General features: G+C 46.0%; 12 protein-coding genes. 3 read left to right on the top strand and 9 right to left on the bottom strand.

All coding sequences use genetic code 11. From position 1 onward, the window contains the following. Positions 1–125: 125 nt before the first annotated feature. The 8 genes from recG to gmk form a co-directional block, all read right to left on the bottom strand. A complete protein-coding gene (gene recG / locus ACVBIL_RS02180; protein ID WP_447165350.1) occupies positions 126–2,201 on the bottom strand; it encodes an ATP-dependent DNA helicase RecG in 2,076 nt (691 codons plus the stop codon). A 319-nt stretch (positions 2,202–2,520) separates the two neighbouring features. Next, positions 2,521–3,447, bottom strand: coding sequence for a calcium/sodium antiporter (locus ACVBIL_RS02185; RefSeq protein ID WP_447165351.1), 927 nt, complete (start codon positions 3,445–3,447; stop codon positions 2,521–2,523). 181 nt (positions 3,448–3,628) lie between these two features. After that, complete coding sequence (locus ACVBIL_RS02190; protein WP_447165352.1) at positions 3,629–5,284, bottom strand: AMP-binding protein; 1,656 nt, start codon at positions 5,282–5,284, stop codon at positions 3,629–3,631. 304 nt (positions 5,285–5,588) lie between these two features. Further along, positions 5,589–6,275 carry a tRNA (guanosine(18)-2'-O)-methyltransferase TrmH gene (gene trmH / locus ACVBIL_RS02195; RefSeq protein WP_447165353.1) on the bottom strand — a complete coding sequence of 229 codons (687 nt, stop codon included), beginning with the start codon at positions 6,273–6,275 and terminating at the stop codon, positions 5,589–5,591. 128 nt (positions 6,276–6,403) lie between these two features. Continuing rightward, positions 6,404–6,787 (bottom strand): RidA family protein, encoded by a 384-nt coding sequence (locus tag ACVBIL_RS02200; protein WP_447165354.1) that lies wholly within the window; start codon positions 6,785–6,787, stop codon positions 6,404–6,406. 39 nt (positions 6,788–6,826) lie between these two features. Next, positions 6,827–8,932: a bifunctional GTP diphosphokinase/guanosine-3',5'-bis pyrophosphate 3'-pyrophosphohydrolase gene (gene spoT, locus ACVBIL_RS02205; protein WP_447165355.1), complete on the bottom strand. Its 2,106-nt coding sequence runs from the start codon at positions 8,930–8,932 to the stop codon at positions 6,827–6,829. 13 nt (positions 8,933–8,945) lie between these two features. Further along, a complete protein-coding gene (gene rpoZ, locus ACVBIL_RS02210) occupies positions 8,946–9,230 on the bottom strand; it encodes a DNA-directed RNA polymerase subunit omega (RefSeq protein ID WP_447165356.1) in 285 nt (94 codons plus the stop codon). A 61-nt stretch (positions 9,231–9,291) separates the two neighbouring features. Further along, on the bottom strand, positions 9,292–9,915 hold the full coding sequence (gene gmk / locus ACVBIL_RS02215) for a guanylate kinase (RefSeq protein WP_447165438.1): 624 nt from the start codon (positions 9,913–9,915) through the stop codon (positions 9,292–9,294). Positions 9,916–10,257: 342 nt separating this feature from the next. Here gmk and ACVBIL_RS02220 point away from each other — a divergent pair, with 342 nt between their 5' ends. The 3 genes from ACVBIL_RS02220 to ACVBIL_RS02230 all read left to right on the top strand — a co-directional run bounded on the left by ACVBIL_RS02220 (position 10,258) and on the right by ACVBIL_RS02230 (position 13,571). Beyond that, a complete protein-coding gene (locus tag ACVBIL_RS02220) occupies positions 10,258–11,388 on the top strand; it encodes a DUF805 domain-containing protein (RefSeq protein WP_447165357.1) in 1,131 nt (376 codons plus the stop codon). 118 nt (positions 11,389–11,506) lie between these two features. After that, positions 11,507–12,412, top strand: a complete 906-nt coding sequence (locus ACVBIL_RS02225; protein WP_447165439.1) for a nucleotidyltransferase family protein — start codon at positions 11,507–11,509, stop codon at positions 12,410–12,412. Positions 12,413–12,503: 91 nt separating this feature from the next. Continuing rightward, the gene (locus tag ACVBIL_RS02230) at positions 12,504–13,571 is read left to right on the top strand and encodes a phosphotransferase enzyme family protein (protein WP_447165358.1); all 1,068 of its coding nucleotides are present in this window, start codon (positions 12,504–12,506) and stop codon (positions 13,569–13,571) included. Between the two features lie 40 nt (positions 13,572–13,611). On the opposite strand, the gene ACVBIL_RS02235 is transcribed toward ACVBIL_RS02230, so the two are convergent. Next, positions 13,612–14,310, bottom strand: a complete 699-nt coding sequence (locus ACVBIL_RS02235) for an SOS response-associated peptidase family protein (protein ID WP_447165359.1) — start codon at positions 14,308–14,310, stop codon at positions 13,612–13,614. Positions 14,311–14,713: the final 403 nt, after the last annotated feature.

The raw sequence follows: 14,713 nt of genomic DNA on the forward strand, positions 1-14,713 counted from the left end.
GTGCAGTGATACGACTAATTGATAAAAGTATAGCTTCAATCCATTCTGCAAAAATCCGAGCGATTGTCTATAGTTTGAAGCTCTATTAAGGATATTTAATTTTTAAAGCTGACGAATGTAGCAGCTTATGCTTGTACAAACTGCTCGCGGTCGCCTAACCAGCGTTCAATAATAGGGTCAACACTAGCTGGAGCTTGTTGCATAACGTGGGCTGCTAACTTTTGAACATGAGGAATAAGTGCCTGATCTCGCATTAAGTCGGCAATCTTCATGTCGGCAATGCCGGTTTGCTTAGTACCAAGGACTTCACCAGGACCACGGATCTCTAAATCTTGCTGCGCAATAATAAAGCCATCATTGCTCTGCCTTAGCACCCCAATCCTTTTGGTTGCAGTGGCAGAGAGTGGCGCCTTATAGAGCAACACACAGTGACTTGCAATGGCACCGCGCCCAACCCGACCTCTAAGCTGATGTAACTGAGCTAAGCCTAAACGCTCAGGGTTTTCGATGATCATTAAGCTGGCATTAGGCACATCGACACCAACCTCAATCACCGTGGTGGCAACTAATAAGTTTAGCTCACCGGCTTTAAAGTCGGCCATGATCTGTTGCTTTTCAGCGGGCTTCATACGGCCGTGAACTAAGCCTACCTTTAACTCGGGCAGGGCACGCTTAAGTTCTTCTGCCGTGTCTTCTGCAGCTTGGCATTCGAGTACTTCTGATTCTTCGATTAAGGTGCATACCCAGTAGGTTTGACGTTTATCATTGATGTACGCTTGCTTGACGCGGTCGATGACCTCCTCACGACGTTGATCTGAAACCGCGACTGTGGTCACCGGCGTTCTGCCCGGTGGTAGCTCATCAATTATTGAGGTATCGAGATCGGCATAAGCAGTCATCGCCAAGGTACGTGGTATAGGTGTTGCCGTCATAATGAGCTGATGCGGGTGAAAACCCTGGCTAATGCCTTTTTCACGTAGGCCTAGGCGTTGGTGTACGCCAAATCTGTGCTGCTCATCGATAATAATCAGTGCCAGTTTATTAAATACCACTTGTTCTTGGAAAATAGCATGGGTACCAATGACAATATGCGCGTCACCAGATTCAATATCGGCTAACGATTGGGCTCTAGCTTTACCTTTTAATTTACCTGCTAACCAGCCGACTTTAAGGCCTAACGGCTCAAACCAGGCGGCGAAATTAATCACATGTTGTTCGGCTAACAATTCAGTTGGTGCCATCATGGCGACTTGATAACCGCTCTCTATCGCTTGCAAAGCTGCTAAAGCAGCGACTAAGGTTTTACCCGAGCCCACATCGCCTTGTACTAGGCGCATCATAGGTTCATGTTTGGCTAAGTCTTGAGTAATGTCTGCAACGACTCGCTGCTGCGCCCCTGTAGGCTTAAAGGGGAGAGTGGCTAAAAAGGGATTAAGTAACTGCCCCGTGGCATGCATGCTGACCGCTTTGTCGCGATTACTGCGTTGACGTAGGCGTAGCATACTTAAGTTATGTGCCAATAACTCTTCTTGAATGAGGCGTTGCTGCGCTGGATGCGTGCCTTGCTCCAGCTCAAATAGCGACACTTGATTATTAGGCCGATGCAGTATTTGCAGTGCCTGCTTTAAGTCTAAATTATTGGGCTGCAGGTTTGGCGGCAGTAACTCTTGTAATCCACCGCGCTCTAACATCTCTAATGCTTGCTCGGTAAGCTTGATCCAACTCGCTTGCTTTAAGCCTTCAGTGGTCGGGTAAACCGGGGTTAGCGTGTCACTCACTTGTAGATCTTCACCCGGAGTAATCAACTTATATTCAGGATGAATAATCTCGACGCCATGCATACTACGGCGAATTTCACCATAGGCACGAATAGTCATGCCGATCTCTAGGCCGTTACGCTGCGCGACAGAGAAATTAAAAAAGCGCAGGGTTAAGCTAGCTGTATCATCACGCACCGTACAGGTCAGCATGCGCTTACGGCCTTGGATAATTTGGCTTGATTGAATCACAGCTTCGATGGTGCCGTAACTACCTGGGTAAAGTGAGGAAATAGGGTAGACTTGAGTGCGATCTTCATAGCGCAGCGGCAGATGAAACAACAGATCTTGCACTGTTGTTATGCTCAGCTTGGCTAATCTCTCGGCCATCTTCTTAGCGACGCCCTTAAGATCTGTGATAGGAACAAGATCGAGTCTTTGCAAACGGTTAGCACTCAAACACTGTAAATTTATACATATATTATCAGAGATATCGTTTTACGCAAATCTGAGGTTTTAGATTTTATGACAACCTCTTTTCAGCCCTGTGGCGGGGAAGGCTTTAGTGTTGGACATTGTGATTTTAATCGGCAGATACAAACGTCATCAGTTTAGGATGACATCTGTCATTGTGACAAGGTGACTATATTAAGGTCGCAATTAAGAGTCGCTATTGAGTGTAGAAATGAAGGGAGATAAAAAAGGTCTAACGTATCATCTGCACGTTAGGCCTTTTTATTTAAGCTCTTACTGGGGGCGCTAATTAAATCGCTTGAACAACGATATAGCCGATATAGGCCAAGTAGCCAGCAATTAATAACCCACCTTCGCGGCGGCCAATACGCAAACCCGTGTAGGCAAAGGGTAGCAATAACACGGCTAGGGCAATCATAGCAGCCCAATCTAGGTTGCTAATTTCGCTACCAATAATCGGGTGAATAAGTGCTGTAACACCTAAAATACCGAGTACGTTGAAGATGTTTGAACCAACAACGTTACCAATTGCGATATCGCTCTGGCCTTTAAGGGCTGCCACAATTGAGGTCACGAGCTCAGGCATACTGGTGCCAATCGCAACGACAGTTAGGCCGATGATAACCTCGCTAATGCCGAAAGATGTTGCCATAGCGACCGCGCCATCAACGAATAAAATACCGCCGCCAACTAACATGCTAATACCGATAACGATAAACAAAACCGATAGCATTGGATTTTGTTTCACATCTTCAGCATCATCGCCAGTTTGCTTTTCTGCTGTGAAGTAGCTGAAGGCTAAATAAGCAACCAGTAGCGTAAATAAAATGACGCCATCCCAGAAGCTTAGGCCACCATCTAGCAATAGGCTCCAAAACAATAGTGACGCACCAATCATGATTGGAATATCGCGGCGCACCATTTGAGACTCAATCTTAATTGGGCGAATCAGTGCTGTAATACCTAAAATTAGGCCGATGTTAGCGATGTTTGAGCCAATTACGTTACCTAAGGCGATGCCGCTATTACCTGCAATTGCAGATTTAACGCTAACAGCAAGCTCTGGTGCACTGGTACCAAAGGCAACAATAGTCAGGCCAATGATCAGAGGGGTAAGCCCCAATCTAAGTGCGATTTGGCTTGCGCCTCTCACTAAGGCTTCAGCACCTACAGTAAGAATTAAAAAGCCGCCGAGTATCGACAATAAAATAAACATGGTTAACTCTATAATTTGGGTTTATTTGAAAGGATGGCAAGAATAGTTTCTTTCACAAATAGCGCAATCAAAAACTGCTTCTTAGCCATTAAATTTAGTTAATTGGGTTATTTTTGTCACAAAAACAAAAAGGCACACCTTGAAGTGTGCCGTTATTCGTTAATGGGCAAGGCTGAGAAGTTTAGATCTCATCTTCCCAACAGACTTTGCCTCCGCGTATACCGTCCACTTTTTCACTAAACTTTTTCTCTAGTACATGACGCTTAATCTTTAATGTAGGCGTTAGCACGTCATTGTCAACGTCCCAAGGTTCGGTGACGATAACAATTGCGTCAACAGTTTCATGGGATTCAAGGTGAGGGTTAACGGCATCGACTGTCGCCTTTAACGAAGCCCTGACTTCTTCTCTTGCTTGAAGTGCAGCACCTTCTGAAAGTTGAACTAAGGCGATTGGATGAGGTAAGCCTGAACCGATAACACAGATCATCTCTATATGAGGGTCTTGCGCTAGCTTACGCTCGATAGGTACAGGTGCCACATATTTACCTTTCGAGGTTTTAAAGTTGTCTTTAACGCGGCCAGTAATGCTGACATTGCCTTCATCATCGATAGTACATAGGTCACCAGTGTGGAAGAAGCCATCTTCATCGAAGCACTGAGCGCTCTCTTCTTCCTGCTTATAATAACCTTGCATTAGGCCAGGGCTCTTAACGAGCAGTTCGCCAACATCAGAGCACTTGGCCTCACAACCTTCAACAGCGCGGCCGACGGAACCAATTTTACGCGCATCAAACGGATAGTTAATAATGGAGTAAGCGCAGTTTTCAGTCATGCCCCACGCCTCTGAAATATCGAGACCAATCTTGTGGTACCACTCAACCAGTGATGGTGGAATGGGTGCAGAACCGGAGCCGAGTAAATGGCAGTGCTCTAGACCTAGGCCTTGATGAATCTTACGTTTAACTATGCCGCTTACGATAGGGACTTTAAGCAAAAAGTTAAGTTTGCTGTAACCAATTTTGTCGATAATATTTTTTTGAAATAGGCTCCACAGGCGCGGCACCGAGAAAAATACAGTGGGTCTTGCGCGCTGCACATCGGCCACAAAGCTATCTAGGCTATCGACAAAGGCTACGCTGCTGCCAGAGTAAAATGAGGAGCCTTCAATGGCGACACGTTCAGTAATATGCGCTAACGGCAGATAAGACAGCAATCTATCCTCAACATCGGTATTAAGGTCGCGCACAACTGCTGTACAGGTCCAGGTGTAGCTAGCGAAGGTTTGAATCGCGCCTTTAGGCTTGCCTGTTGAACCAGAGGTATAAATGATGGTCATTATTTGCTCTGCAGTAGGCAGAGGAGCATCAATCAAGGGCTGGCCTAAGGTCAGCATTCTGTCCCAGTGATACTGAGACGGCATAGTGTCATAGGGCATAGCAATACGCAGGATCTCACCGCCGACCCCCGCTTCTTGGTCGGCCCAATAATCGAGTTTACCAATAAAAATTGCTTTAGCTTCACTGTGCTCAAGGGTGTAGCGAATGGTGTCGGCGTTGGCGGTCGGGTAAATCGGTACACTAATATAGCCGCCGTGCATCAGAGCAAGATCGGTGATAAACCATTCGGCGCAGTTTTTAGACAGTACCGCAACTTTATCTCCGGGGTTGAGACCTAGATGTCTGAGGGCGCCGGCAATCTGTTGCATCTTGGTTTGCACATCGCGCCAAGTAAAAGTTTTGTATTGACCGTCAATAGGCTGCTTTAGATAAACTTGATCGCCTTGTTTTTCAACCCAATGTTCAAGCATCTCAATCGGGGTTTTCATAGAAGATTCCATCGCATTTCCATATTGATTAGTGTTGATTCCAATTCAACCTGTTACTGTTTTTTTTGTTTTAATCGTTCGTTTAACAGGCTGCTGCAATATTGAGTATGGCGAAAAATGTGATCTAAGACAAACTTTTTCAAACGGGTGTTACAATTTTGTTGTGGTGGGTTGAGAGGGGTATTTGTCGCGGGTGGTTTGAACGTGCTGGTGATAGAGTTGTTAGGGATGCAAAATATCAGCACTTAATATTGATGGTCTAAGTGCTGCTACTTTTGATTGAGGCTGAGCTTTAACTTTAGGTTTAGGCTTAGTGTTAGTTTGAAGGTGCACGCATTTTTTGCCACCAATCGTCATCAGCGATGATTTGCCCAGCGTCATCAATTGCTGGGTAGGGCAGCTTCTTACGGCGGCAGGCTTTAGCGTAAATAGGATGGCCTTCCTCAAACAGTTTTACTTGGCAATAAGCGTCATCAAGTTTGCGCGTACCGTACATGCCTGCTTCGGTGCGTTGTCGCTGAGCCTCATACATAATCAGCGCGGCAGCAACCGAGACATTAAGTGACTGCACCATGCCGATCATCGGGATGATGATGTGCTGATCGGCGCTAGCTATGCCTTCAGGGCTGACACCATCGCGCTCGTTACCCAAAATAATCGCCGTTGGGCGGGTGTAATCAATCTCTCTAAAATCGACCGCAGTATCAGAAAAGGTGGTAGCTAAAATCTGCATGTCTTGGCTACGAAACACATCAACCGCTTGCGCCATACTCTGATGTACGCGCGTCTTTACCCATTGTTGGCTGCCCGATGCGGTATTGCCAGATACGCGCATTTCAAGCTCTGACCATACTGCATGAACTTCATGAATACCGGCGGCATCGGCAGTACGCAGCACTGCGGCAATGTTGTTGCCCTTGTGCACGGTGTCTAAGCATACGGTGAGATCGGGTTGGCGGTTATCGAGCATTTGGTTGATACGGGCGAAACGTTCAGGACTCATGGTTGGCTTCTATTTTGTACTTTGGGTTAAGAGTTGTTGCTCTGGGAGCGTAACGAGGCAAACATTAAATAGCTAACGTTAAACAAAAAAATGGGCGCCGTGGCGCCCATATGGTTGGCTGATGAGGATTAAATCTCCATCACGCCATCCATTTCAACCAGTGAATCTTTTGGCAATTGCTTAACGCCAATTGCAGCACGGGCTGGATAAGGTTGCTCAAAGTAGCGACCCATAATTTCATTGACTGTGGCAAAGTTGCTTAAATCTGTCATAAAGATATTTAGCTTAACGATATCGCTTAGCGAACCGCCTGCTGCTTCACATACTGCGGTTAGGTTATCAAATACTTGCACAACCTGCGCTGCAAAATCATCACTGACAATCTGCATAGTCTCTGGAACAAGTGGGATCTGGCCTGATAAATAAACCGTGCTACCGACCTTTACGGCTTGCGAGTAAGTGCCAATTGCTTGTGGCGCTTTAGCGGTTGCGATGATGATTTTCTCTGCCATGATCTATCCTTGTCTTTGTTGAGTACAGTATTGAGTAAGTTATCGATTCCGAGATGTACGCAAGACTTCAGGTAATACCCTGATCCGGCGCATTACGTTGGCTAAATGAATACGGTCACGCACAGAAATGCGTAGATTAATGAGGAACACTCGTCCATCACGCTCCTCTGTGGTTAAGTTATGAATATTGGAGCCTTCAGCGGCCACAATTGAGGTGATTTTAGCGAGCGCACCTTGATGGTTCACAATCTCAACACGCAAGTTAGCTTGGTATTCAACCCCCTCTGCACTATCCCATTGAACGGGAATGTACTTATCAGGTTCACCTTGGTAGCCACGAATATTAGCGCAGCTTTCCATGTGCACCACTAGGCCTTTACCCGGGCTCACATGAGCAATCACCGCGTCACCCGGAATAGGGCGGCAACAGTTAGCAAAAGTCACTAGCATGCCGTCGGCACCACGAATTGGCATGGTGTAGTCTTCTCTAGGCTCTTCAGAATCAACCTGATCGCCGCGAAGACGCTGGGCAATAACAATGCTCATAGCATTGCCTAAACCGATATCAGCTAGCAGTGCATCAAGCGTGTCGTGCTTAGTATCTTTAACCACTTTTTCAATTTGCTCAGCAGACAAGCTATCAAGCTTAGTCTCACCGAGTGCATGATTGAGTAGACGCTTACCGAGTAAGATAGCGTCGTCTTCTTTTAAGCTCTTTAATAGTTGGCGGATTTTAGCGCGTGCTTTACCGGTTACCACAAAGTTAAGCCATGCTGCATTCGGGCGTGCGCCGTTAGCGATAATAATCTCGACGGTTTGGCCAGAGATTAATGGCTGACTTAATGGGTAGGCTTGACGGTTCACTTTAGCGCCAACACAGGTGTTACCTACGTCGGTGTGAACTTCGTAAGCAAAATCGACCGGTGTCGCGCCCACTGGTAGCTCTAAAATACGGCCTTCAGGGGTAAAGACGTAGATCTCTTCAGGGAAGAGTTCGGTCTTAAAGTTTTCAACAAATTCAAAAGAGGTACTGGCGCTTTGCTGTAATTCCAGCAAGCTTTGCATCCACTTACGGGCACGCACCTGAGTGGTGGTGCCTTGCTCGGCTGAGCTGCCTTTTTTGTACAGCCAGTGAGCCGCGACCCCTTTGTCAGCCATTTGGTCCATATCTTCGGTACGAATTTGGATCTCAACCGGCACGCCGTGAGGGCCAAAAAGCGAAGTATGCAGTGACTGATAGCCGTTAGCTTTAGGGATAGCGATATAATCTTTGAAGCGACCAGGATGCGGCTTATAAAGGCCGTGCATGGCACCCATCACGCGATAACAGGTATCGATAGAGTCAACGATGACTCTAAAGGCATAGATATCCATGACTTCTTGGAATGGCAGTTCTTTATTGCGCATCTTGTTATAGATGGAATAAAGGTTCTTCTCGCGTCCTTTTACCGCGCCTTCAAGGGCGGTATCTTCGAGGCGAGTTTCAATGGCTGCTTCGATACTTAGAATCAGTTCTTTTCGATTACCACGAGCGGCTTTAACCACTTCTTTAAGTACGCGGTATCGCATTGGATAATAGGCTTGGAAGCCTAAATCCTCTAATTCACACTTAATATTATGAATACCAAGACGGTTAGCGATTGGGGCGTAAATCTCGAGAGTTTCTCGGGCAATGCGACGGCGCTTATCGGGTCTTAATGCACCCAAAGTGCGCATATTATGGGTTCTATCAGCAAGCTTAATCAGGATGACGCGAATATCTTGGGTCATCGCCATCATCATTTTGCGGAAGTTTTCGGCTTGGGCTTCTTTCTTATCGCGAAATTTGAGTTTATCGAGCTTGGAGACGCCTTCAACCAATTCGGCGATAGACTCGCTGAATAATTCAGCCAGTTCTTCTTTTGTTACCGGGGTGTCTTCGATAGTGTCATGTAAGAGAGCAGCCATAAGCGTCTCATGATCGAGACGCATATCGGCCAGGATGCGGGCGACCGCAACCGGGTGGGTAATATAAGGTTCGCCACTCGTGCGCATTTGGCCTTCGTGGGCATCACGCGCCACCTGATAGGCCTGCTTGAGTAATTCTACCTGTTCAGGTTCTAAATAACCTGAAGCAGACTCCTTGAGACCTTCAAACAGATACAAGTGACTCTACTCCTTATATGACGTTGTTGCGGCCTTCAGCGATGGCAGCAACAGCAGCGATTTCTGCTGCTTCACGTTCACGAACTGTTTGGCGCTCATCGGCATCCAAAGTCGCAGCTGTGACTAAACCTAGCTCGATTTCGCGCAGGGCGATAACCGTTGGCTTGTCGTTCTCTTCATCAACCATAGGGGTTTTACCCTGAACAGCGATTTGGCGAGCACGACGCGCTGCAACCAGAATCATATCAAAACGGTTGCCGATTTGGTTTACGGCATCTTCTACAGTTACGCGAGCCATGTTTGGAAACTCCAGTGTTTTATCGATTGAAAAAATGACGCAAAATTGTACATGAAGACAGTTAGCCTGCCAACAGATCTTTAATCATACCATTTTGCGTATGAATTTGGCTAGCAGAGGTTAATCTTTGACTGCGAATGATCGCTAAAAGATCGGCCAATGCTTTGTCGAAATCATCGTTCACTAAAACGAAGTCATATTCATTGTAGTGTGACATCTCTGAAACGGCTTGCGCCATGCGGTCGGCAATCACTTCAGCACTATCTTGTCCGCGACCCGTTAGGCGGCGTTCTAGCTCAGTTTTTGACGGTGGCAAGATAAAAATGCCAATAGATTCAGGCATAAGCTGCTTAACTTGCTGGGCGCCTTGCCAATCGATATCGAGAAATACATCAATACCTTGTGCGAGTGTCTGCTCAATCGTGACACGAGACGTGCCGTAATAGTTGCCAAAGACTTCAGCCCACTCAAAAAAAGCACCATCGGTAATTAAACTCTTGAAGTCGTCTTGGTTGACGAAATGATAGTGTTGACCGTTCTCTTCACCGGGACGTGGTTGTCTTGTGGTGTGCGAAACTGAAACTTGCATATCTACAGGTTGGTCCCTTAATAGGGCTGAAATAAGCGATGATTTACCTGCGCCGCTTGGCGCCGAGACGATAAATAGGTTTCCGCGAGCGGTCATGAGCTGCATATCCGATGTTTTGCACCAATTAGAGCTAGCTGCGAGCTCAAAAAATGGCGTGTAAAAGATTAAGCGAGCCATTATACAGCCTAGGGTGATATTTACGCTAGTCACAGATGCGTGAATTACCATTGAAAATGATGTTCTTTAGTCTGTGAAGCACGCAAGTTTAAGCTAGAGTCAGCAGAGATAGTTGCCCGAAAACACTGACATTGAGCGCTAAATTGGGTAGGCTACTTCATTACGTTTTATGCTTTCGCCTGAGCATAGAAATTGGGTGCGCTGTTGCTAATCAATCACGCAGCAGCCGAATTAAAGAATAGGGTTAAGGTCGGTATAAATATGCAGGTAAAGTCGCTTTTTTGTGTCAATGGTTTAGATAATGGTCAGCGTTTTGCGTCAATTAGTGGTTTGATTTATTTCACTTTGTTGCTAGCTGTTGTGATTCTTAGTCCTTCTTTAGCCTTGTACTTTGTAGGGATAATACTCACCCCCGTGCTGGCATTAACTAGTCTGCGCAGATTACGAGATTGCGCTAAGGCACCACAGCTAGTCTTGTTAACCTTAATCCCGTTTTGGCTGGTACTCATCACCTTAATACATATTCACAGCATGATGTTATTGCTGACCTTGTTAGTTACAGCTGGGCTGATTATTGGCTATTTGGCTATTTTAGCAGCCCCTTCTCGAGTCGATTATGTGCAGGGGTATTCGGGGCCTGTCGATATGACGAGCAGTAAAGCCTCTGTGCGAATGACAAGTTCTCGAGTGCGAGTCGAGCCGACTTTAGGGGGCGAGGAGGTCGCTGAGAGTGTAGCGGTTAATCATCATGACGAGTCATATACCTCAGATGAAGTTGGGCAAAGCTCAGAGACTAGGACTCACCACCAAGCTCAGTCTCGCAGAGGTACAAGACAAACTGCATTGAATATGGCGCAGCTATTACAGTTGTTGCAAACCAATAAAAAGCTCGTGCTTATTGGGGGCGGCGCTATCGTTGGTGTGATGTTACTGCTGAGCCTTTTGTCGTTAATTCCTACAGCAGATGCCGACATTGAAACTGTAAGCGGCAGTGGCCAGCAATCGCTAAGCGATGTCGCTGACCGACCTCAAGTCGCACGCGTGTCAACATCTCTGCCCGACGGTTTTAGTTTGGCGCTTGAGGATGATGTATTGATTATGCGCTGGTTAGGTGAAACAGGATCGCCGACTAACTTGTGGTCACTCGCTACAGCTAAAGGTGATAAAACCTGCTCGCGTATACGGTTCAATAATGGCACTGAGTACCGCCCATTAGTCGTTGATTTACTGGCTGATACCGGGACTGAAGCACGATTCTCACCTTTAGATACCGAAGCAATTATTGTCGATATGGCAAGGCGCGGTAACGTCAGCCTTTGTGGCTATAACTTTAGTTTAAAGGGTAGCCAAACGGCACTGGGTAAGATCCCTGAATTTCGCACTTATTTATAAGCTTAGATCTATACTGGGCTCGAGTGGTGATTAGCGCTGGAAATTAGCCTATAGACTCATTAAACTGCTTCGCCTTATTGTGAGGCGAATTCGCAACGGTTTGAGAGATTGAATGTTAATGGGTAACAACACGCAGGATTTAACCTTAGTGATCCTAGCGGCAGGTTTAGGTAGCCGATTTGGTGGCGACAAGCAATTAGCAGAGCTTGGCCCACATGGTGAGACCATGCTGGAACTATCGTTACAGAGCGCTTATAAAGCGGGGTTTACTCGAGCAGTACTGGTTATCCGCCCTGAACTTGCCAGCATGTTAGATGATGCGTTGGCTGGAAAGCTGAGCGATGATTTTAGCTATGAGTATTGCATTCAGGCACTTGATGACCTTCCTGTGCCAGCGCATGCATTTGCCGATGTAGCGCAACGCCAAAAACCTTGGGGTACAGCTCATGCGCTTTGGAGCGCGCGAAATCATGTTGTTGGCCCTATGGCGGTGATCAATGCCGACGATTTCTATGGTGACAGTGCTTTTACTTTACTTGCCGAGGGATTATCGACAGCGAACGACGACTGGATGATGGTCGCCTATCCCATCGGCTTAACCCTGTCTGACAATGGTGGTGTTAATCGAGGTTTATGCCAAGTCGAAGCGGGCAAGCTTATTGATGTGGCCGAGTGGCTCGATATTCGCTGTGAAGCATCAGCTTTAACTGGTACGTTAGGTGAAGAGCGTTTTGCCATTGACAAAGATGCCGTGGTTTCGATGACGTGTTGGGGCTTCAAGCCAGATATCTTTGAGGTGATTGAACAGCAGTTTAGTCACTTCCTTGAGCACAATGGTCAGCATCCGAAAGCCGAGTGTTACTTGCCTACTGTGGTGCAAGCTCGACTCGACGCCCCGTCAGATGCTCAGACTAACAAGGTGGTAAACGTCAGTGTCGCCAAGGAATCTTGGTACGGCGTGACTTACCCTGAAGATGTGCAGTGGGTTAGGCAGAAATTACAGCAGACTCTTTGCACAAATTAGTTAGAAGCTAATTTAAATAGGCAATTTGCATGGAAAGTCTGGAAAAGCCCAGATAGCAAAAAAAGAGATAAAAGAATAACTGGAGACTTGGGTGATCGATTTTATTAGACAAAATATTTTGTCCCATTTTGGTATTGATGCAGCAAGTGCCAAAGTATCTCCATTGGGGAACGGCCATATTAACCATACTTTTTTGGTACGTGGCGATGATAACGAATTTGTACTGCAAAAAATTAATATAGAAGTCTTCAAAACGCCGTCAGCATTGGTTAGCAATGCTGATAAAATTAGCCAACACCTAAAAATAAAGGCGGCTGCGGGTGAGTACCAATTACAAGTGGTGTCACCTGAGCTTACTGCTAGCGATGAGCTATTTGTCGATCTTGGTGAGCAAGGTTTCTGGCGCGCGATTAATTATCTACCCTTTAGTCATAGTATCGACGTAGTAGGCAGTGCAGCGGATGCTGAAATAGCGGCGAAAGCTTTTGGCCATTTCTCTGCTGCGTTAACGGAATTAGATGCAGAGCAGTTAGAAGACGTTATCCCGAATTTTCATCATTTGCCGGGGCGAATTGAGCTGTTAAAGCAAGCGATTGCAAACGACAGCCAAGGCCGAGTGAGTGAGTGCCAAACTTGGATTGACTTTGTGATGTCGCAGCAAGTGCTACTACAAGAGTTGGCACAAGTTGAAGCCACACTCCCACGTAGAATTTGCCACAATGACACCAAAATCAACAATATGCTGTTTGATAAGCGTGACATGACTAGCCTTGCCATTATTGATTTAGATACCTGTATGAAAGGCTATCTGATGTATGACTTTGGTGACATGGTGCGTACTTTCTGCAGCCCTGAAGAGGAAGACTCTACCGCACTAGATAAAGTGCAGGTCAGGGAATCAATTTTTGGTGCTATCTGCAGTGGCTACTTGAGTGAGTTAGGTGATGTGCTGTCAGATGGCGAGCGTAAAAGCCTGTGGTTAGGCGCAAGAGTGATGTGCTTGATGATTGGGGTGAGATTCTTAACCGATCATTTAAATGGTGATGTGTATTTTCAAATTCATCATGCAGGGCATAACCTAGAGCGTGCAGCTAACCAGTTTACCTTGTATCAAAGCTTAGTGAAGCAGAAAGACACGTTAAGCGCTTATCTCAATTAAGTGTTTTAACTAATGATAGCGCGGTTAGCAACACTAGCGGTTAGGCATAATAGTCATTAGGAATGAGCCGAGCAGTTTGACCTATAGGTTGATACTGGCTCGGCTTATTTATTTGCTGTACCGTAAAGTCATGCCTAAGGGCTGGTTTTAGCAAGTCATCAAACATCTCTACCTGCTGGTTGGCCGGGTTTAACCAAGCATCAATAACTTCATCATTTTGCGGCAAAATCATTGGGCTAGCTTTACTGTGATAAGGGAGTAGATCAGGGTGTGGCGGATTGGTGATGATGGAGCATGATGTGGTTACTTCCCCGGTTTTCGGGTGCTGCCATTCACGGCATAACCCACCGAATACCACTGCTGAATCCTCGGCAGTAAAGTCATGATAGTAAGTGTCTTTACCCCTTTTCTCGGTTTCACCAAAGCCACTGGCGATGACCAAGCAACGACTCTCTCTGTAAGCTTCAAAGCCCGCGCTATTAGGTGTGTTTAGTTTGTCGAAGCGGGTGTTAAACGAGGTATAGCGGCTGGGTTTAAAGCCTTCGTAACAAGTTTCAAGCAGTAACCACCAGGTGGCAGTTTGCAGCCTACGTTCACCATCAATCTCACGCACAATACTAATGTCATTAGTGGGCATTTTAAAACGGCCAAACAGCATCTCCTCCGCGTTCTTTACCTGCAAATCTTGCATCAGCGCTTGTACAAACATGTCATCAATAATATTGAGCCGACCACACATCGAGTTATCCCTCGTCACATTTCCTTCAGTATAAAGGTTAGCTGGTGCGGCAGAATAATAATTTTGAACTCAATGGGTGGCTTGTTCATCTTGAATAATCTATCCGTCCGTTGATTATCACTAAGTCTAGTTTCAATAATTATTAGCTATTTAGAGTATTTGTCCAAATATCATAAAAAGTAAGTCGATAGTCGTGTTTTTAATCATGATTCGTATTAAAACACTGCTCTTAAGTGAATGCGCTGCTTAACATTTGTACCGCTAGTTACCTGCTATCTTGTTGTTTGTGTTGTGATACTTTTTGTTTGGTTGTGTTTTTGTTATATTACTGCGGCGATATGTTGGCCGCTAGTAATAAAGTGGTACTTATTATCGGTTAATGCGATCGGCTGAGACCTTACTC

Source organism: Shewanella sp. 125m-7 (assembly GCF_052977045.1).

Coding starts and splice junctions, on each gene's coding strand:
- ACVBIL_RS02185 (WP_447165351.1), bottom strand. CDS start 3,447: ATGTTTATTTTATTGTCGATACTCGGCGGCTTTTTAATTCTTACTGTA.
- ACVBIL_RS02190 (WP_447165352.1), bottom strand. CDS start 5,284: ATGGAATCTTCTATGAAAACCCCGATTGAGATGCTTGAACATTGGGTT.
- trmH (WP_447165353.1), bottom strand. CDS start 6,275: ATGAGTCCTGAACGTTTCGCCCGTATCAACCAAATGCTCGATAACCGC.
- ACVBIL_RS02200 (WP_447165354.1), bottom strand. CDS start 6,787: ATGGCAGAGAAAATCATCATCGCAACCGCTAAAGCGCCACAAGCAATT.
- rpoZ (WP_447165356.1), bottom strand. CDS start 9,230: ATGGCTCGCGTAACTGTAGAAGATGCCGTAAACCAAATCGGCAACCGT.
- gmk (WP_447165438.1), bottom strand. CDS start 9,915: ATGACCGCTCGCGGAAACCTATTTATCGTCTCGGCGCCAAGCGGCGCA.
- ACVBIL_RS02220 (WP_447165357.1), top strand. CDS start 10,258: ATGCAGGTAAAGTCGCTTTTTTGTGTCAATGGTTTAGATAATGGTCAG.
- ACVBIL_RS02225 (WP_447165439.1), top strand. CDS start 11,507: ATGGGTAACAACACGCAGGATTTAACCTTAGTGATCCTAGCGGCAGGT.
- ACVBIL_RS02235 (WP_447165359.1), bottom strand. CDS start 14,310: ATGTGTGGTCGGCTCAATATTATTGATGACATGTTTGTACAAGCGCTG.